The 20451-nt window shown below is 33.9% G+C and carries 16 protein-coding genes; all 16 read right to left on the bottom strand.

Translation table 11 applies throughout. From position 1 onward, the window contains the following. Positions 1 to 16: 16 nt before the first annotated feature. The 16 genes from A9G25_RS09155 to A9G25_RS09080 all read right to left on the bottom strand — a co-directional run bounded on the left by A9G25_RS09155 (position 17) and on the right by A9G25_RS09080 (position 20334). The gene (locus A9G25_RS09155) at positions 17 to 328 is read right to left on the bottom strand and encodes a ComEA family DNA-binding protein (RefSeq protein ID WP_065626668.1); all 312 of its coding nucleotides are present in this window, start codon (positions 326 to 328) and stop codon (positions 17 to 19) included. Between the two features lie 153 nt (positions 329 to 481). Continuing rightward, a complete protein-coding gene (locus tag A9G25_RS09150) occupies positions 482 to 2341 on the bottom strand; it encodes a SurA N-terminal domain-containing protein (protein WP_065626667.1) in 1860 nt (619 codons plus the stop codon). Between the two features lie 135 nt (positions 2342 to 2476). Next, positions 2477 to 4891: an endopeptidase La gene (lon, locus tag A9G25_RS09145; protein WP_065626666.1), complete on the bottom strand. Its 2415-nt coding sequence runs from the start codon at positions 4889 to 4891 to the stop codon at positions 2477 to 2479. Positions 4892 to 5079: 188 nt separating this feature from the next. Then, a complete protein-coding gene (clpX, locus tag A9G25_RS09140; protein ID WP_065626665.1) occupies positions 5080 to 6354 on the bottom strand; it encodes an ATP-dependent protease ATP-binding subunit ClpX in 1275 nt (424 codons plus the stop codon). Between the two features lie 10 nt (positions 6355 to 6364). Then, positions 6365 to 6967, bottom strand: coding sequence for an ATP-dependent Clp endopeptidase proteolytic subunit ClpP (gene clpP / locus A9G25_RS09135; protein ID WP_034910250.1), 603 nt, complete (start codon positions 6965 to 6967; stop codon positions 6365 to 6367). 93 nt (positions 6968 to 7060) lie between these two features. Beyond that, a complete protein-coding gene (gene tig, locus A9G25_RS09130; RefSeq protein ID WP_065575084.1) occupies positions 7061 to 8362 on the bottom strand; it encodes a trigger factor in 1302 nt (433 codons plus the stop codon). Positions 8363 to 8468: 106 nt separating this feature from the next. Then, entirely contained in the window at positions 8469 to 9497 is a 1029-nt protein-coding gene (lpxD, locus tag A9G25_RS09125; protein ID WP_065626664.1) for a UDP-3-O-(3-hydroxymyristoyl)glucosamine N-acyltransferase, read from the bottom strand. After that, positions 9497 to 9985, bottom strand: a complete 489-nt coding sequence (locus tag A9G25_RS09120; RefSeq protein ID WP_034910255.1) for an OmpH family outer membrane protein — start codon at positions 9983 to 9985, stop codon at positions 9497 to 9499. The genes lpxD and A9G25_RS09120 overlap by 1 nt, the downstream gene beginning before the upstream one ends. 38 nt (positions 9986 to 10023) lie before the next feature. Further along, entirely contained in the window at positions 10024 to 12447 is a 2424-nt protein-coding gene (gene bamA / locus A9G25_RS09115) for an outer membrane protein assembly factor BamA (RefSeq protein ID WP_065626663.1), read from the bottom strand. A 25-nt stretch (positions 12448 to 12472) separates the two neighbouring features. Further along, positions 12473 to 13789 carry an RIP metalloprotease RseP gene (gene rseP, locus A9G25_RS09110; protein ID WP_255307109.1) on the bottom strand — a complete coding sequence of 439 codons (1317 nt, stop codon included), beginning with the start codon at positions 13787 to 13789 and terminating at the stop codon, positions 12473 to 12475. A 16-nt stretch (positions 13790 to 13805) separates the two neighbouring features. Next, positions 13806 to 14648 (bottom strand): CDP-archaeol synthase, encoded by an 843-nt coding sequence (locus A9G25_RS09105; RefSeq protein WP_065626661.1) that lies wholly within the window; start codon positions 14646 to 14648, stop codon positions 13806 to 13808. Beyond that, positions 14642 to 15373 carry an isoprenyl transferase gene (locus A9G25_RS09100; protein ID WP_218057589.1) on the bottom strand — a complete coding sequence of 244 codons (732 nt, stop codon included), beginning with the start codon at positions 15371 to 15373 and terminating at the stop codon, positions 14642 to 14644. The genes A9G25_RS09105 and A9G25_RS09100 overlap by 7 nt, the downstream gene beginning before the upstream one ends. Before the next feature lie 52 nt (positions 15374 to 15425). Then, on the bottom strand, positions 15426 to 16055 hold the full coding sequence (gene crp / locus A9G25_RS09095) for a cAMP-activated global transcriptional regulator CRP (protein WP_065575079.1): 630 nt from the start codon (positions 16053 to 16055) through the stop codon (positions 15426 to 15428). An 85-nt stretch (positions 16056 to 16140) separates the two neighbouring features. Continuing rightward, the gene (locus tag A9G25_RS09090; RefSeq protein WP_065626659.1) at positions 16141 to 16347 is read right to left on the bottom strand and encodes a YheU family protein; all 207 of its coding nucleotides are present in this window, start codon (positions 16345 to 16347) and stop codon (positions 16141 to 16143) included. A 139-nt stretch (positions 16348 to 16486) separates the two neighbouring features. Next, complete coding sequence (locus A9G25_RS09085) at positions 16487 to 17527, bottom strand: hypothetical protein (RefSeq protein ID WP_065626658.1); 1041 nt, start codon at positions 17525 to 17527, stop codon at positions 16487 to 16489. Positions 17528 to 17643: 116 nt separating this feature from the next. Then, positions 17644 to 20334 (bottom strand): inverse autotransporter beta domain-containing protein, encoded by a 2691-nt coding sequence (locus A9G25_RS09080; RefSeq protein ID WP_065626657.1) that lies wholly within the window; start codon positions 20332 to 20334, stop codon positions 17644 to 17646. Positions 20335 to 20451 lie beyond the last annotated feature (117 nt).

Raw genomic sequence — 20451 nt, 5'->3', positions numbered from 1 at the left:
TAGTGGAGATAATAAATTATAATATTATTTTACCAGCATTTTTATCCAATGTTGCCTGTCCAATACCTGAAACTTCTTTTAGCTGCTCAACTGAAACAAAAGGGCCAAACTTTTCCCGATATTCTATAATCTTCTGAGCTTTACTTGCCCCAATTCCGGTCAATACTTTTGATAATTCTTCTGCTGTTGCAGTATTGATATTTACTTGAACAACTTGTTTTTGTTCTTGTTTAACCGAATTTGGTGTTTCAGGAACCGAATTAGCAAAGCTTATGTTCGAAAAAATAAAACTTGATAATATAATACATAATAGTGAAAATACTTTCATTTGATTAACCTCATAAAATAGTTACGCAATTAAATTTGCTTTATAACTATCTCACTTCATCAAATAAAAAAATTTCATTAATAATAAAAATGAGAAAAGCCACCTAAGTGACTTTTCATTTTTTCAATTATTTCTACTATTTTGGGAGTTAAATCACAAATTGGAATCAGGCATAATTTCTATCTTAGCCTTAGATCGTATGTCAGTAGTAAAATAATAATGCATATTATTAATAAATAAAGGCAACAACTCAGAAGAAATATCTTCATATTCTGTTGGGGTATCTACCTTAGTTAGCGCAACAATATAAGCATTTTTATCATCTAAAAATTCCACACCATAAACAGTCTTCCCCGATGCAGAAGGATTTAAATTAAAGACCATATTAACAACTTTTTGATCTAGTTCTGTTGAATTTCGATTCAAAACATATTTTTTTGCAAATTGTACATTTTTAGCCTTTCCCGTTTCGTTAAGTTGAGTCAATATATTATCAACACTAGATCTAAACTGGCTTTGAGCCTTTTCTGTAAAAAGTTTTTTATGAATATCATCTTTAACCTCATCAAATGGAGCCATACCTTCAGGACGATAATCAACTGTTTGTACAACAAAATCAAACTTCCCAAAACTCCTATCTACAGGGATTAAATCAGAAATTTTATCCGTTACCTTACCATCGACTATCATTTCTTCACTAAAAATCACATCCCTAACCTCAGGATGAGCAGCAATTGAAAACTTATCGTTGAAAGATATCCAATCTGAGGTCTTTACTTCAAATCCAAGTTTATTGGCAAGCTCTTCAATGCTTTTAGGAGAGTCATGTAATGCGGTTTTAATTTTATTTTCTTCATTTTCTAATGCTTTTTGTATTTTTTGTTCAGTAAGCTTTGGCCTGATTTGGTATTTAGCATAATCAAAATCCATAACTTTTTTAGGTTGTATACCATCTAATTTCACTATTGCGTAACCACCATCAACGGTTATTGGCGATGAAATTTTCCCTACTTTCTTCAATTGAGCATCTTTAAAAACTTGAGGTAATGAATCATCATCAGCAAACCAGCCTAATGAACCATTTTTGCCATAAGGTGAAATATCATGATTCTGATTAACAGTTTTAACAATAGTATCAAAATCAGATCCAGACGAAAGATCCTTTGCAATTTCATTAGCTTGTTCTCTATTAGTCACAAAAATTACACTATAAGCCCTCTTAGCTGGATATGAATAAGTTTTAATATTTTTATCATACTCATTTTTAATTTCTTTTTCAGTAACACTAATTGTTTTTCTCAAAGATTCGTCAGAAGTCACAATATATTTAACTTTTACACGCTCATTTTTAAAAAAATCTTTTGAATGTTCGTTATAATATTTTTGTTCATCATCCAATGTAACATTCGACTCATCAACATCACTTACAGAAGCATTAACAGAAGTAGCATATACACTTCTAGTTTGATTTTTAAGAGAAGCTATTTCAGAATCAATTGGCAAAATAAAATTACTATTTATTATAGCATTAACAGTCTGTTGTTGCTGTAATACAGTTCTTATAATTTCAGCATAACTATCTGGAGTAAAATTATTTTCAGCTAGAAGGTTTAAATATGTCTGATTATCAAATTTACCATTTTTAAAAAACTCTTTTTGTTTTTTGATAAACTTTTTAATTTGATCATTACTAATAGCTACACCAACTTTTTCCGAAAATTTATAAGCTAAATAATTATCAATTTGATAAGATAAAACATTACGACGTAATTTTTTGATAAAAGAACTATCACCTCCAGCATTCGCGGTTACTGCTCTAGCTTGAGCTTCGAATTCGGCCCGACTAATACCTTCACCATCAACTTTTGCGATATATTTCTGTTGATCTTGAACACTTACACTGCCACCAAAACCTAAAAATCCGACGCCAGTGAAAATAAAACATAAAATAATTATTGCAAAAATAATCTTAACAACAATATTATTTGCTGCTGTTCGGATTGTCCCCATCATTTATTGCGATTCTCCATACCTAATGTTGAATTATAAAAGTATAGCATATTTAACTAAATTGGCTATTGTCCGAATGTTATGTATCACAAAAAAAAGATCAACATAGAGTTGATCTTTTATTAAATTAATAAATAACTAGTTTAATATCGCAGAACTATCAACGTTATTTTTTAATTTCTTAATAGCTTTTCTAGTTATTGGTACTGGCTCTATACCGAATGGATTATTCTGCAACGCAATTGTAAGCACATCATCAATCCATTTTACTGGGTGTATATCAACTTCAGATTTTACATTATCAGGTATATCTTCCAAGTCTTTAACATTATCCATTGGAATCAATACAGTTTTAATTCCACCTCGGTGCGCAGCTAATAACTTTTCTTTTAATCCACCGATAGGTAAAACTTCACCACGTAATGTTATTTCGCCCGTCATAGCAACATCAGAACGAACAGGATTACCCGTTAACGTTGAAATTAGTGAAGTACACATTGCTATACCTGCACTAGGTCCATCTTTTGGCGTTGCGCCATCAGGCACATGTACATGGATATCTCGTTTTTCATAAAAATCACTATTAATACCCAATTTTTCTGCACAAGACCGAACAACTGTTAATGCCGTTTGAATCGATTCTTGCATAACATCACCTAATGAGCCAGTGTAAGTCAATTTTCCTTTACCTAGAACACTTACAGATTCAATAGTAAGTAAATCTCCCCCCACTTCTGTCCACGCAAGACCAATAACTTGTCCAATGCGGTTTTCGTTATCTGCCTTACCGTAATCAAAACGCCGTATTCCCAAGAAATCTTTTACGTTATCCTGTGTCACAATTACTTTTTTCAATTTATTATTTAATGCTAATTGCTTAACAACTTTACGACAAATTTTTGCAATCTCTCTTTCTAGGTTTCGAACCCCAGCTTCCCGCGTATAATAACGAATGATTCCAATAATAGCTGAGTCATCAATACTGATTTCTTTTGATTTCAAACCATTATTTTCTATCTGCTTAGCAATTAAGTGTTGCTTTGCTATATTCAATTTTTCATCTTCTGTATAGCCAGAAAGACGAATAACTTCCATCCTATCCAATAACGGAGCAGGAATATTCATAGAGTTAGCTGTTGCAACAAACATCACATCAGATAAATCGTAGTCGACTTCTAAATAATGGTCATTAAAAGCATTATTTTGTTCAGGATCAAGTACTTCCAATAATGCAGATGCAGGGTCGCCACGCATATCCGATGCCATCTTATCTATCTCATCTAATAAAAATAACGGATTCTTAACCCCCACTTTCACCATGCGTTGAATTAATTTACCTGGCATCGAACCAATATATGTACGCCTATGTCCACGTATCTCAGCTTCGTCACGTACACCACCAAGTGCCATTCGTATATACTGACGTCCTGTCGCTTTAGCAATTGATTGACCAAGTGACGTTTTCCCCACACCAGGAGGACCAACTAAACATAAAATTGGACCTTTAACTTTATTAACACGGCCTTGAACTGCTAAATATTCTAAAATTCTATCTTTTACACGTTCAAGTCCATAATGATCTTTATCTAAAACTTTTTGTGCAGCTTCAATATCTTTTTTAACGTTACTACGCTTATACCAAGGAACTTGAAGCATCCAATCAATATATCCCCGAACAACCGTTGCCTCAGCAGACATCGCTGGCATCATTTTAAGTTTATTAAGCTCAGCTAATGCTTTATCTGTAGCTTCTTTTGGCATTTTAGCTTTAGTAATTTTTTCTTTTAATTCTTCATATTCATCAGGTTTATTATCTATATCGCCTAACTCTTTATGAATAGCTTTAATTTGCTCATTGAGGTAATACTCCCTTTGAGCCTTTTCCATTTGTTGTTTAACTCGTTGTCGAATATTTTTTTCAACTTGTAGTAAATCAATTTCTGATTCCATCAATGAAATAAGCAATTCGAAACGCTTTATAAGATTAGCGGTTTCTAAAATCTCTTGTTTTTGTTCAACTTTCAAAAATAGAGTTGCAGCAATAGAGTCGGCTAAACGTGAAGGCTCTTTCAAAAAACGTATAGAATCAACAACTTCCTGAGTTATTTTTTTGTTTAGTTTTGAGTATTCATCAAAGTTAGATAAAGTTAAGCGTATCATAGCCTCACTTATATCCGCGGCTTTTTTTACTTCACTTAATGGTTTGACTTTTGCAATAAAAAAATCATAATCGTTGTTCTCAACAATGTCATTCATTTTAGCTCTTGCAATACCTTCAACAAGAACTTTTACTGTTCCATCTGGTAATTGAAGTAATTGTAAAACATTGGCCACAGTTCCGACATCATATAAATCATCTATATCGGGATCATCTTGAGAAGGATTTTTTTGGGTTACAAGAAAGACTTGCTTATCCATTTCCATTGCAGCTTCTAAGCAACGTATTGATTTACTTCTACCAACAAAGAGAGGAATTACCATATGTGGAAATACAACAACATCACGCAATGGTAAAATAGGCATAATCATTTGTTTAGTTCGTTTTATTTTCATTTTATTCTCTCTAGTAGTACAAATCTATTAGATAAATATTGGGGTCATTTTTAGATATTCAAGCCTATCTTTTTTGTTTTAACATACACTAATTCTAGAACATCTTGACAGTGTTTACGGAAATTCTGCTTTAATATTAATTTGAGGTATAGCTCTTGCCATCATATCTATGATGGCAAATATATATTTCAAGCCGAGATTTCAGCATCTTCACGATGGATTAATTTCGGTGCTAGAGATTGTTCAACTGTTTCTTTTTCAACAATTACTTTGTTAATAGTATCCATTGATGGTAAGTCATACATTGTATCTAATAATATATTTTCAACAATTGAACGCAAACCTCTCGCTCCTGTTTTTCTTTGCATCGCTTTTATAGCGATAGCATCCAAGGCTTCTCTCGTAAACTCAAGTTCAACACCATCTAACTCAAACAAAGTTTGAAATTGTTTAGTCAAGGCGTTTTTAGGTTCCGTCAGAATATTAATTAAAGCATTTTTATCTAATTCGGATAATGTTCCTATAACAGGTAATCTTCCGATAAACTCAGGAATTAAACCAAACTTAACTAAGTCTTCAGCCTCAATTTTAGCTAATAGCTCCGACTCAGAAAGTTTATTTTTAGTACTTGTTACCTCAGCACCAAAACCTATTCCTGTGTTAATTGATACACGATTTTCAATGACTTTATCCAAACCACTAAATGCACCACCGCAAATAAATAGAATTTTTGAAGTATCTACTTGCAAAAACTCCTGCTGAGGATGTTTACGTCCACCTTTTGGCGGAACAGAAGCGATAGTGCCTTCAATAATTTTCAATAAAGCCTGTTGAACTCCCTCACCAGAAACATCTCTAGTAATAGATGGGTTATCCGATTTTCGTGAAATTTTATCGATTTCATCAACGTAAATAATACCCCTCTGAGCTTTTTCAACATCATAATCACAATTCTGTAATAATTTTTGAATAATATTCTCTACATCTTCACCAACATAACCTGCTTCAGTTAATGTTGTTGCATCGGCCATAGCAAAAGGAACGTCTAAAAAACGAGCTAAAGTTTCAGCTAATAACGTTTTACCACTACCAGTAGGTCCTATAAGCAAAATATTACTTTTGCCTAATTCAACATCACTACGACTAGCATGGTTACGTAAGCGCTTGTAATGATTATAAACAGCGACAGACAAAACTTTTTTAGCTCTTTCTTGACCTATTACATATTCATCAAGATGCTCTCTAATTTCGTGTGGTGTTGGTAATGGTTTACTAATAAACTCTTCATGAGAAAGAAAACTTTTTTTCTCTTCTTTTAAAATATCATTACATAATCCTATACATTCATTACAAATATAAATAGATGCTGGACCAGCAATAAGTTTACGGACTTCATGCTCACTTTTACCACAAAAAGTACAATAGAGTAATTTTTTTGAACTTTCTTTATTCACGTTTACCACCTACCCAACATTAAGATCGTTTACTATATATGGCATCAACTAAACCATATTCAACTGCTTTATCCGCAGACATAAAATTATCACGGTCGGTATCTTTTTCAATCACACTAATATCTTGACCTGTGTGCATTGCTAAAATATTATTTAATCGGTTTTTTACCTGTAAAATCTCTTGTGCATGTATTTGGATATCAGAAGCCTGTCCTTGAAAACCACCTAATGGTTGGTGAATCATGACACGTGCATTTGGTAAGCAATAACGTTTACCTTTAGCTCCAGCTGTTAAAAGCAATGACCCCATTGAACAAGCCTGTCCCAAACAAATTGTACTAACATCTGGTTTTATAAATTGCATTGTATCATAAATAGCCATACCAGCTGTAACAACTCCACCAGGTGAATTGATATACAAATGGATATCTTTATCAGGATTCTCTGCTTCTAGAAACAACATTTGAGCAATAATAAGGTTTGCCATATTATCTTCAACTTGTCCCGTCAAAAATATAACTCGCTCTTTTAATAGCCGTGAGTAAATATCATAAGCTCGTTCACCCCGAGAGCTTTGTTCAACTACCATTGGAATAACACCCATATATGATTCTAAAGGCATTTTTATCTCCTAATTAACAAAATAGCCCAAACAGATAATACATATTTGGGCTTAAAAGTGAGCGGTTTTAAATTAAATGAAAAGGCTAATAGATTAAGCCATCTGCTGATTCATTAATTCAGAAAATGAATAATTTTTTTCTGTTACTTTCGCACTAGCTAACAACAGATCTACAACTTGATCTTCTAATGCAACAGCTCGAATATTCTCCATTGCTTTTTTATCTTTGTGATAATATTCTGAAACTTCCTTTGGATCTTCATATGCAGTCGCAATTTCATCAATTAATGCTTGAATGCGTGATTCGTCTGCAGTTAATTTATTACTTTCAATTATTTCACTAAATAATAAGCCTGTAGCAACACGTTTTTTAGCCTCAGCTTCAAATAATTCTTTCGGTAATTCCATACCTTGTTTGACATTACCACCAAAGCGAGATAAGGCTTGTTGACGTAACACATCAATTTCACGATCGATTAATGCCACTGGTATATCAATCTCATTATTTTTAACTAAACCATCAATAGCTTGTGTTTTTACTTTGTTACGAATTGTTGCGTTGAGTTCTCTTGTCATATTTTTACGAACTTCAGCTCGCAAACTTTCAACGGTACCATCTACAATACCAAAACGTTTAACAACATCTTCGGTTAGTTCAGGTAATTCAAGTTCTTCAACCTTCTTAAGTGTAGATGCGAATACGGCAGGTTTACCTTTTAGGTTTTCAGCATGATAGTCCTCAGGGAAAGTCACATTAATATCAAACTTATCACCTACTTTATGACCAATAATTGCATCTTCAAAACCTGGAATCATACGGCCTTGTCCTAATACTAATGCAAAATCATTAGCCTTACCACCTTCAAACTCGGCACCATCAACTTGACCGACAAAATCCAAAGTAACACGATATTGCTCTTCAGCCGCTTTTTCAACTTCTTTCCAAGTACCTTGTTGTTTGCGTAATGTTTCAATCATTGTTTCAACATCTGCATCAGCAACTTGTGCAACTGGTTTTTCAACTTCAATTTTATCTAAATTTTCAACTTTTATTTCTGGATAAACTTCAAATTCAACAGTAAATGTATAGTCTTCACCATTTTTATATTCTTGTGGAGTATAAGTCGGAGCTCCGGCTGGATTTAATTTTTCTTGAATAATAGCGTCAACAAAATTCCGTTGCATCAAATCGCCTAAAGCGTCTTGTAAAATAGAAGCACCATAACGTTGTTCAACAATTTTTAAAGGCACTTTTCCTTTACGAAAACCATCAATACGTACTTTTTTTGCTGTATTAATAAGCTCTTTATCAACTGCTTTTTTAATATCTTCAGCTTTAATTGTAATAGATAAACGTCGACCTAATCCTTGTGTTGTTTCTACCGAAACTTGCATGTTTATACCTCGAAATTATTGAATATTATTTGCTCATAATTATATAAAAACGATAATTGAGCTAAAAAATTAAAAAATAGGCATGCATTATACCGACCGTAATCGTCTACGTCGAGACATTTAATAGTTTCTTCTCAAGCGCTTTCAGGCGTTTATTCATTTCGTCAATATGTAAAACTAATGATGCCGTTTTTCGCCATACTTTGTTTTCTTGCAATGGGATACCTGATGAATAAACACCAGGCTGTGTAATTGGACGCATTACCATACCCATACCTGTTACTGTAACTTGATCACATATTTCCATATGTCCATTAATAACACTTGCACCACCGATTAAACAGTGTCGACCAATAGTTAAACTTCCAGCCATAATAACACCGCCAGCAACAGCCGTATGATCTCCAATTACATCGTTATGAGCAATCTGACATTGATTGTCAATAATAACACCATTTCCAATAATAGTATCATCAAGTGCACCGCGATCAATTGTCGTTGAGGCACCAATTTCAACGTTATTGCCAATAACGACTTTCCCTAATTGAGGAATTTTAACCCACTTCCCTTTATCATTAGCATAACCAAATCCATCTGCACCAATTACAGTCCCAGATTGAATCAGGCAATTTTCTCCAATAATACAATTATGATAAATAGAAACATTAGCCCATAATTTTGTACCTGCACCTATTGTTGTATTTTTTCCAACAAAACACCCTGCTCCAATGACACAATCATCTCCTAATATCACACCGCTTTCGATAACAGCATTAGCGCCAATAGAAACATTACTACCTAATTGAGCTGTCAAATCAATCACTGCTGATGTAGCTATATCCTTAGCTGGAGCTGGAGTAGTATCTAGGTATTGTGCTAATTTTGCATATGCAAGGTATGGATCTTTTACAATAAGGGCTGCACCATTCCAATGCTCAAGACTCTCTTCTGTCATTACCACAGCAGAAGCTTTGCATTCTAATAAATTCTTTTGTAATTTCTTATCAGATAAAAATGTAATTTGACCTGATATAGCACTATTCATTGATGCTATACCAGTGATGGCTAAATCACCATCACCATGTAACCTAGCATCAAGTTGCTTAGCTAATTGCTCTAAACGAAAGGAAAACATTATTTTTTAACCTTTTCCAACACTTTGTCTGAAATGTCAACCGCATCTGAAGCTGATAAGGTGGCTTCTGCTTTTAAAATAATATCGTATTTTTCTTTTGCGACTATATCTTTAATAGCTTCTTGGATTTTAATTAATAATTTCTCTGCTTCTTCTGTTTCACGCTTACGATAATCTGCAGAAAAAGCCTTAGCTTTATTTTCAAAATCAGAAATTGTTTTATTTAATTTCGTTTTTTCAGATGAAGATAATGTTAAACCATCTTTTTTTAATCGTGCAGCAGCTTCATTTGCTTTCTTTTCTTCAGCTTGTAATGATTTAGCTCTTGCTTCAAATTCACTATCCAATGCTTTACCAACCGATTCGCGTTGAGGCATGCGTTGTAATACTGACATAACATCGACTACACCAATTTTTACTTCAGCATTTACAAAGCCTGCAAAAAGTAACGCCGTACTAACACTAAGAAAATATATAATTTTTTTCACTTTAATCACCTATTTGTTTTCTATTTTATAACATGGAATTACCATGTAGAACCTATATTAAATTGAAACTGTTGAGTTGAATCGCCATCATATTTCTTAAACGGTTGAGCATAAGAAAAGACTAAAGGACCTAATGGAGACATCCATTGCACGGCAAGCCCAGCAGACATCCTAATATCCGATGGGGAACTATAATCAGGGATATTTTTTCCTTTTAAATTCCATTCAGTATCCCATACAGTACCTGCATCGAAAAATAGTGATGTTCTAATATTATCAGCATATTTTTCGCTAGCAAATGGCGTTGGAATAATTAGCTCTGTACTTGCAAAAGCTATAGCATTACCACCTACAGCATCTTTTGATTTTGTACATCCAGATGTATTATCTAAGCTATCACAAATTCCACTTTTATTAAGATATACCGCTTTAGGACCTACAGTATTTGATTTAAACCCACGTAGCACTGAAGCACCACCAGCATAGAAGTTTTCATAAAAAGGTAACTCTTTTCCACCTAAACCGCCACCGTAGCCTAATCGAGCACGAGTTAAAAAGATCCAGTTATGGTCATTGTCAATAGGATAATAGTAAGACGCATCTGAAACTAGTTTATAGAACCTATTTTCAAATAATGGTGCTGTGACTTTAGCATTAGCTGTTATTTTAAGTCCATCAGTAGGGAAAAATCCACGATCTAAAGAGTTATATGTCCAATAAGCATTTAACAATAAATCATTAGTATCAAATGAAATAGAACTTTTATTGTTCACTTTTTCACCCATAGAATTGAAATAACGCCACATTCCATATTGCGCTTGCATACCTGATAACTTATGGTTAGCAAATTCAGAACCAAAACGAACAAAATTATTTTCACTAATTGGGAATCCTAAATTAGCTGATGCGCCCCAAGTCTTACTTGAATATTCTGATTCATCATCTTTATCGTCATTTTTATAGGTATTATAATAAATACTACCCCCTAAACTTACACCATCAACGGTAAAATAAGGATCAACGATAGAAATAGATGCAGTTTTATCTGTATCAGTTGTGTTAACATCAAACGAGACACTGTTACCTGTTCCCAACCAGTTATCTTGAGAAATACCGGCATTGAAACTAACACCACTATCAGAACCAACACCAATACCAAATTTGATACTACCAGTATTACGTTCAGCAACTTTATAAATAATATCGACTTGATCATCAATACCAGGCACACGTTCAGTATTTGCTTCAACAGTATCAAAAAATCCAAGTCGGTTTAAACGTTCTTTACCCAATTCAACTAATCCATTACTTAACCAAGCCCCCTCCATTTGTCGAAGCTCACGGCGAATTACACTTTCGCTGGTTACAGTATTGCCAACTATTTTAATTTTACGAACATAAAAACGTTCACCCACATCAACAAGAACAACTAATTTAACCGTATGTGTGACATCATCCATTTCAGGCTGAATTGATACTCTAGGGTACGCATAACCGAAATTAGCAAGTAGACGCTTAACGCCATCTTCAATTTCAGTAATTTTTTTACCATTATAAAGTTCACCAACTTTTACTTTTTCATTAGCAATTTTGGAAATCTCGCCTTTATGACCAGCAAAATTACCCATAAATTCAAGTTGAGATAACTTATACTGTTCACCTTCATGAATATTAATTGTAACGTATATGCCTTTTTTGTCTGGCGTTAAACTAACTTGCGTTGACTCAATGTTAAAACGAGCATAACCACGATTTAAATAAAAACTTTGTAATTCATCTAAATCTGCTGCCAATTTTTGTTTTTGATATTTGCGATCTCCAAGCATATTCCACCAAGGTACTTCATCACGCAAAGTAAAACGCGAAATAAGTTCTTCAGATGAAAAAGCTTTAGCACCAACAATATTAATCTGATCAATTAGTGCCGATTTACCTTCAGCTACAACTAATTTTAAATCAACACGATTACGTGACAACGGAGTTACAACAGCTTTGATTTGAGCATTATATTTACCAACACTATAGTAAAAATCTTCTAAGCCTTTTTCTATACCAGAAAGCATAGTACGATCTAATGCTTCACCTTCACGGATACCCGAACTATCTAGATTTTTCTTCAGCATCTCATCTTTAACAGACTTATTACCAGAAAAAGTTATGCTAGCAATAGTAGGGCGTTCTTGAACATGAACAATTAACCTATCACCATCACGAGAAACGGTAATATTATCAAAGTTTCCACTGGAATATAGTGATTTGATGATACGGCCTAAATCAGCTTCATTAACATAATCACCGACTTGAATAGGCATTTCAAGTAATGCTGCTCCAACAGTAACACGTTGCAAACCTTCAAATTTGATGTCTTTTACTACAAAATCATCAACACAAAATGCATTGGAACTATATACTGCTGTAGTACTAAACAACAAAGATGCTATAAGTAATTTATTTATTTTCATCGTAAATGTTTATAACCTCATCCCATCACAATCGTAAAATATCATTAAATAGTGCAATTCCCATTATTACCATCAATAAAAAAAAGCCAATACGAGAAAATCGTTCTTGTACTTCATTTGATAAGGCTTTACCTTTTATCTTTTCAAATAATAAAAAAACAAGGTGCCCGCCATCTAACATAGGTAATGGAACAAGATTGATAACGCCCAAACTTATACTAATAAAAGCTAGAAAATATAAGTAAGAGGTAAAACCATAACTTGCTGTTTGCCCTGCGCTTTTTGCTATTGTTATTGGTCCAGACAAATGTTTTAGACCAATAACACCTGTTACTAATTGATAAAGCGAACGAATCGTTAACTTCGTGGTTAACACTGTTTGCGCCATACCTTTATTAAAACTCTCTAAAAAACCATACTGCATAACTCTTGCATCAGACTTGGGATACAAACCAGCGACACCTTTTCCATCTGCTCCAATAGTTGGCACGAGTTTAAGATAAATATCTATATTTTCTCGATTAACTTTTAACATCATTGCTTGAGCTGTTTTAATTGTATTGGAAAAATCATTCCAATCAACATATGAGTGATCATTATAACCAATAATTTTATCCCCAACACGCAAACCTGCTTTCTCAGCAGCCGAACCCGATACAATTTTACTCACAATTGGATAAAATTTCACCTTTTCAGGAACAAAACCAAATGCCGTAATTGTCGAATCCTTTTCTATATCAAAATGCCAATTACTGATATCTACATCTTTTTTAACTTCTTTCTGGTTATCATCACCAAAGTTATCGATATAAGAAAAAGACACATTAGCTTTTCCCATTGCCGCAATTAAGGCTAAATTTACATCATTCCATGTTTCTACTTTTAGATTATCAATAGTTTTCAATTCTGCACCAGCTGGAATTATTACTGTAGAAGCTGGTGTATTAGGTATAACTTCTTTTATTTTAACAGGGTAAACAACTACACCCATCAAAAAAATAACCCAATAAATAATTAAAGCTAATATAAAATTAGCAAACGGACCTGCAAAAATAATGGCAGTTCTTTGCCAAATTTTTTTTCTATCAAATGCAAAGTTTTCGTTATCGCTTGATAATGTTGTTGCTCTACCGTCGAGCATTTTAACATAACCACCAAGCGGAATCATAGCAATTACCAATTCGGTTCCGCTTAAAAATTTATGAGACCATATTTTTTTACCAAAACCAATTGAGAAACATTCAACTTGAACCTTGCACAAGCGAGCAACACAAAAATGTCCAAACTCATGAATAGTAACTAATATACTCATGGTAATAACAAACAATAACAGCGACCACAACAAAATCTATTACCTTTTATAATAAGTAAAAAGCTAATGTAGCAAAAACAGGAACGGCAGCAGTTAAGCTATCAATGCGATCTAAAATTCCACCATGACCAGGAATTAAGTGACCACTATCTTTAATATTTGCTTCACGCTTAAACATACTTTCAGTTAAATCACCTAAAACCGAAACTAAAATCGCTAACAAAGAGCTAATAAAAAATGTACTGAAAGTCATGTCAAACATGTTAAGCATGTAAGCAATTAAACTAATTGCAATTGCTACACTAATACCACCTATAAATCCTTCTATAGTTTTACCTGGGGATACTTTCGCGGCTAATTTTCGTTTACCAAATGATCGCCCAACAAAATAAGCTCCAGTATCTGTCGCCCATACTAGCACAAAGACATAAAGCAACCAAATTGCACCCGTATAAGAATTAGAATTGTAGTTAATTGCTCTTAATTCGACCATACTAATAAAAAACGGTGCTAGCGTAAAAAAAGCAAATAGTAACTTTATAAAGATTGAATTACACCAATACTTTGTAGTGGTTGGATAGCTACTTACTAAAAACAAAGCAGTTAACCACCATATGATTGATAAAAATAAAATTATACTATATAAATTCATTTTAAATTCAATAGAATCTGGAATCAAATAAAGTATGCCCAATAAAATAACTGTTGAAAAAGAAAAAATTAATTTTAAATATTTTTTTCTAATATGAAGAAACTGAGTCCACTCCCATGCGGCTAATCCACAAACCAGAATAATAGTGAAAGAAAACACGGGTAATGGAACAAAAAAAAGAACTGCTACCACAAGCGGAATAAGCACAACTGCAGCAAGTATGCGATGGATTAACATGAATGCTCCTTATTATGAATACCACCAAAGCGTCGTTCTCTGGCATTAAATGCATTGATTGCTTCATCAAATAAAGATTGATTAAAATCAGGCCATAGAGTATTGGTAAAATAGAGTTCAGAATAAGCAATTTGCCATAACAAAAAATTACTAATTCGATATTCTCCGCCAGTACGAATAACTAAATCCACTTCAGGAAATTCGCTCATACACATTGTTGAGCCAAAACGATCCTCAGTAATATCATCTAAACTGATTTCTCCATTAGTAACTTGCATAGCAATTTTTTTTGCTGACTGCAAAATATCCCAACGTCCGCCATAGTTAGCAGCAATATTTAGTACTAGTCCAGAATTGTTTTTCGTTAAATTTTGCGCATGAATAATCATATTTTGTAAATGTTCACTAAAGCGAGAAATATCACCAATAATATTCAAACGAACATTATTTTTATTTAAACTTTTTATCTCACGATTTAATGCATAAATAAAAAGGGAAATTAGGGCAGAAACTTCATTGTGTGGACGTTTCCAATTTTCACTACTAAAAGCATATAACGTAAGGACTTTTATCTTTATTTTTGCCGCATAAGCGACTATTTTTCGAACTGCTTTCAAGCCTGCTCGATGACCAATAGCTCGTAACTGGTTATGTTGCCGTGCCCAGCGACCATTACCATCCATAATTATAGCCACATGACTAGGAATAGATCTTTCTTGTGTCATGCAATATCTCATATTGTCGCAATCATTATATTAATTATATTATTTTGTCCAATTAACGCGTACCATAAACTACAATTGTTTTACCATGTGCAGAAATCAAGTGTTGATCTTCAAGCATTTTTAAAATTCGACCAACTGTTTCACGCGAACAACCTACAATTTGTCCTATTTCTTGACGCGTAATTTTGATTTGCATACCATCTGGGTGTGTCATTGCATCGGGTTGTTTGGCAAGATTTAGAAGTGTTTGTGCTATACGCCCTGCAACATCTAAAAATGCTAAATTACTAACTTTTTCAGATGTTACTTGTAATCGGCTAGCCATTTGACTGGCAAGGCGCATTAAAATATCAGGATTAACTTGAACGAGTTGCTTAAATTTTTTGTATGAAATTTCGGCTACTTCACAACTTGTTTTAGCTTTAACCCAAGCACTTCGCTCTGTGTCTTCTTCAAAAAGACCTAATTCACCTAAAAACTGATTTTGATTTAAATAAGACAAAATCATCTCGTTGCCTTCATCATCTTTAATCAATACCGCAACAGAGCCTTTCAAAATATAATAGAGGGTTTCTGCTTTTTCGCCTTGATGTATAAGGGTACTCTTAGCTGGATATCTATGAATATGGCAATGAGATAAAAACCATTCTAACGTTGTATCCGATTGTTGTTTACCAATCATTAATCCTACCTCTCCATTTTATTTACAACACTAACACTATAACAAAGTTACGCAATAAATCATATACAAACAATTATTTTAACTACTATTTAATTAGTTTAATATCAATTGTTTCATGTAATTGAGACCAAAAAAGTGCTACCGAACCATTCTCTAATTGAAGTTTAACATCATTAACTTTTTCTTGGAGTAATTTTTCTTGTAAACCGTAGTCAGTGCCTTCACGTAATACAAAATATTCAATTAGGTTATTTAATGTTTGTGGTTCAAGATTTTGCCAAGGAATAATCATATTTGATGATAGTAAATTAGATTTGTGCTTATTTTATAACAACACTTAAATAATATAAAGCATCATCAAGTTATGCATTTATTAAATAAAAAACCACTCCGAAGAGTGGTTTTCTACACTGATATAACCAAATTTAACATTAGTTAGTAGTAGCTGTAACTTTAAGGTTATAACCTTGACCACCAGCAGAGTAGTTCGGGGTACCTTTATTGTACATGGTATCACTATTAGTCGTAGCTAAGGTAATAGTATCACCACTTGCTATTTCTTCTGTATTTGCTGGCTTGTTGTCATATGAACCAGCTAGTGTCCACACAAAAGAATAACCAGTTAATTCAATTGCGCCAGAATCCATTACACCATTACCAATAGTACTATCAGTCCACGCGATAGCTTGGAATGTCTGACCATATTTAGGTTCAGGAGCTCCAGGTGAGGCATAGTTAATATCTTTGTTTGTAACACCACCTTCAACTAGGAAAATACCAACTTCACCATCATCAGTTGTAATTGGACCTTTACCAATACCTGTATTATCACCACCTGGGCCACGATCTTCATTTGCGTGCGCATCATCAGAAATTGGGTTATCTTTATCCTTTTCATTAGAAGGAGGGGTTTCTGGGTGTTCAGGATCTGCTGGTTTAGCGGTATTAGGAGTACCTGTTGCCCAAATATCATTTACTTCTAACCAGGTATTGGTATAAGGAATACCAAAGTCAGTTCTTTCTAAAAGTTTAAAACCAATTTTTTCTGCGCCTATGAAATCACTAGTTATTTTAAAAGATATACGAGCTATTGCATTACTATGGTCTTCAGTCACAGTTGACTTAACATCCATTGACTTCCAACCATCAGCTTTTCTTGCAAAAACTTGTAATGTGTCTTTGATTTTTCCAGTATCATTATCGCCATCTGCATCTTCTAGATTAAATTGAATAACGACATAGTCACCTACTTTAGCTACTCGATCACCGATTGGTGTACTACCATCTTCATTTTGAGATACTACAACAGTCAAAGTATGATCTGCTCTTGTACCATTTACAGCTTTCAATACTGGTGCGTTACCGTTAATCACCTTATTAGTAGTTGCCTCTAAAGCAGCAAATGCACTGCTTGCTGAATAACCAGCTAAAAACAAGCCTAATGCAACTTTTTTAATTGTAAAATTTTTCATGTTTAACTTCCTATTTTTCTCTATAAATTAACATGTTGTATTTATATAAATACACCATTTTGTTGGTGTTCCCTTCTTGATTATCGACTTACGTCGATAATCTAAACTTTTATCTGTTATAAAACGGTCACTTGCAATTTAAATCCTTGATCGCCAGCACACGCAGAGGTAGAAGAGGGCTGTGGTGTTAAATCTAAATGATCCGGTGCATCACCAGCCGCTGGTATGCTTGTGCCAGATGAAGCATAACTATAATTGTCAGCCGTTTTACCTCTTATTTTATAGTGGGCATCTCGTCCCAAAGCAACGTTAAACCACGGTCCATTAGGATGACTCCTAGCGTCATTTGGTAATGAAGTCTCATTATTAGGACAAGCACTTGCATTTGAACCAACTAATGACCAAATTACATATGGATTAACAATTTGGGTACCATTTTCAGAGGTAAACGCTTTAACAAGATATTCATTACCAACACGCCATTCGTTTGGCCCTGCAGGGTCAAATTCAAGTACAGAACCTGAACTTTTAGCAACTAATGTTCCAGAATCATTCCAAACTTCTATATAACCCGATCTACCACCAGAGAAATCAACAGAGGTTTTATTGAATGACGTACCAAAACCATACTGATCTAACGAAATTGAAAAATCAATCAGTCCTTCAATATTTGAAGCTACATCTATTGCATAACTATCACCGATTACTTCTAAACCAGCCGCAGTTGAGGCACGGGATGATATTTTTTGACCTTTTGCAACTTTTTCAAATGATTTTACAATAACACAAGGTTTTTGCTCTGGACATTCATTTACATTACCTGATGTACCATTGATTAAAGCAATTTTTTCGCCATTACTAGTTGCAGTCCACAATCCGGCAAATTCGTTAAATGTTACGGGTATATTATCCATTAGTTCACTATCACTAAAACCATCTACATCTTGAAACGAGTTGATTGAACCATTATTTACCTTCGGTTTAACGAGAGTAGCTAATACGGTCAAACTACTTGAGCCATTTGCAGGCTGAGCCGCCAAAGTTGTTTTGTTACCTGAACTATCTACTGCCCATACTCCAATTTTACGCATTGTCGGATTTGGTAATACTTCAAAACTTACAGCATTCGATGTTGCAGATCTTCCGCGGCTATCAGAGACAGATACTGATAAAGAATATTTGCCATTTGTACTAACTGGGCGACGCTGACCATTTTGATCAACATAGCTAGGAGCAACAATTTGCCAATTATTTACATCGGCTGGTGGATTAAGCCATGAAGAAGCGGTGCATCCACCTGTAGCAATACATAAAAAACCACCACCAGCGTCAATTTCAAGCATATCACCAGACCATACTAAACTTGATAAGTTCTTAGCATTATGAACACTGATAGTTAACGGATAAGCTTGCCCTTCGATTAACTGAGTTTGCTCAAGCCCTAAATCGACCGATATTTTCTTTTCTTTATATTCAAGAACGATATAGTTATTACGATCAACTAAATCATAACGGCTACCTTTTAAAGAACGAGCAGATTGAACCATATCTGGATCCAACTGATCTTTTAACGGTGTACCTATACGATAGTTCATTGTTAATTCAGCTTTAGTTGCCTTTTTATTATCTTGACCTCGTTTATGCTCAGCCTTAATAGTGAAAAGTGGAACTGGTGTATAATCAAGACCGACAGTAATTGCTCGCGGATCTTTTTGTAAATTATCTTTACCAAATAAAGCGACTTTATCACCATAGTATTGTTCATACATGAGTGATCCGCCCAAATGTGGATATTGTGGTAAATATCCTTGGAATCGAACATCAAAGCCTCTTGCTGCGCGTTCTAAATAATCATCAAAATCTTTAGAATCTTTCCAGTCTGATAATGGATGATAATAGTTAGCAGCAAATTTCATATAATCAGTCCAAGCTTCGGCACCAATACCTAAACGATTGTGTGCACGCTGGAAATCATGGTCAAAAAATACGTTATAACCAAGTAACCATTTTTTATCAGCAACATCCCAACGCTGACCAATACCAAAGTTACCTATTCGACGGTTGTGCTCATATTCCTGAAATGATATTTGACTAAATATTAATGTATCTTCTGTGTCATACCATGGGCTAAATAACTTCAAATTGACATTGTTAAATTCGCCTTTATCACTTAAATCAAATTGTAATTGAGCAGTACCAAAACGGCCTAAAAAATCCTGTACAGCACTACGTACTGGATCAACAACTTGGTTTTTAACCCCATTTCGTACATAACTTTCTGCGTAATCTTTACCCTTGCTTTGTAAATGTTGGGATAGACCACCATTGTCTGGCGAAGTTATTTGTTTCCAGTCTTGACTAGCTAAAGTTTGTAATGTTGAAGCTATTTGAGTTGATAGTGCGTCTTTATCCTTTTTTACATCGTAATTATCATCTGATCCCAATTGAGGTAAATTGGCGTGTTCATCTTTTTTATCATCGTTTAATTTAATTGCAGGTAACAATGGTGAATTCTCAGGCAGAACTATACGCTCACCAATCTCAACAACATCTTTTTTATCAAAACGCCCCGCATTCATTGCTCGTAATTCTGAAATAGAGATACTACTTAAAAGTGCAATTTGATAAAGACTACGTTGCTGGTTGTTAAGCATCTCACGAGCTTTCGTACCATCTTTTAACTCAATTATTCTATTACTATCTATAGGTCCTTGCGATAATTGAGCATCAGTAGCAAAAGCAGATTGCCATCCTAATGTAGTTACTACAAATACAGAGATAATCGTTAAATTAAGATTCTTTCTCATCTTAATATTCCTTATATTTCACCGATAAAGTGCATAATATGAAATCTATTGCCAATATCAATTTCTAATTTTAAATAGCAATGTAATTATTTCTTATTAATTTTTACTATTTAAATT

It is taken from the genome of Gilliamella sp. Bif1-4 (assembly GCF_001690535.1).
Classification (GTDB): domain Bacteria; phylum Pseudomonadota; class Gammaproteobacteria; order Enterobacterales; family Orbaceae; genus Gilliamella; species Gilliamella bombi.
Note: the sequence above shows the minus strand (reverse complement) of the source record. Positions and strands in the feature narration are given on the sequence as shown.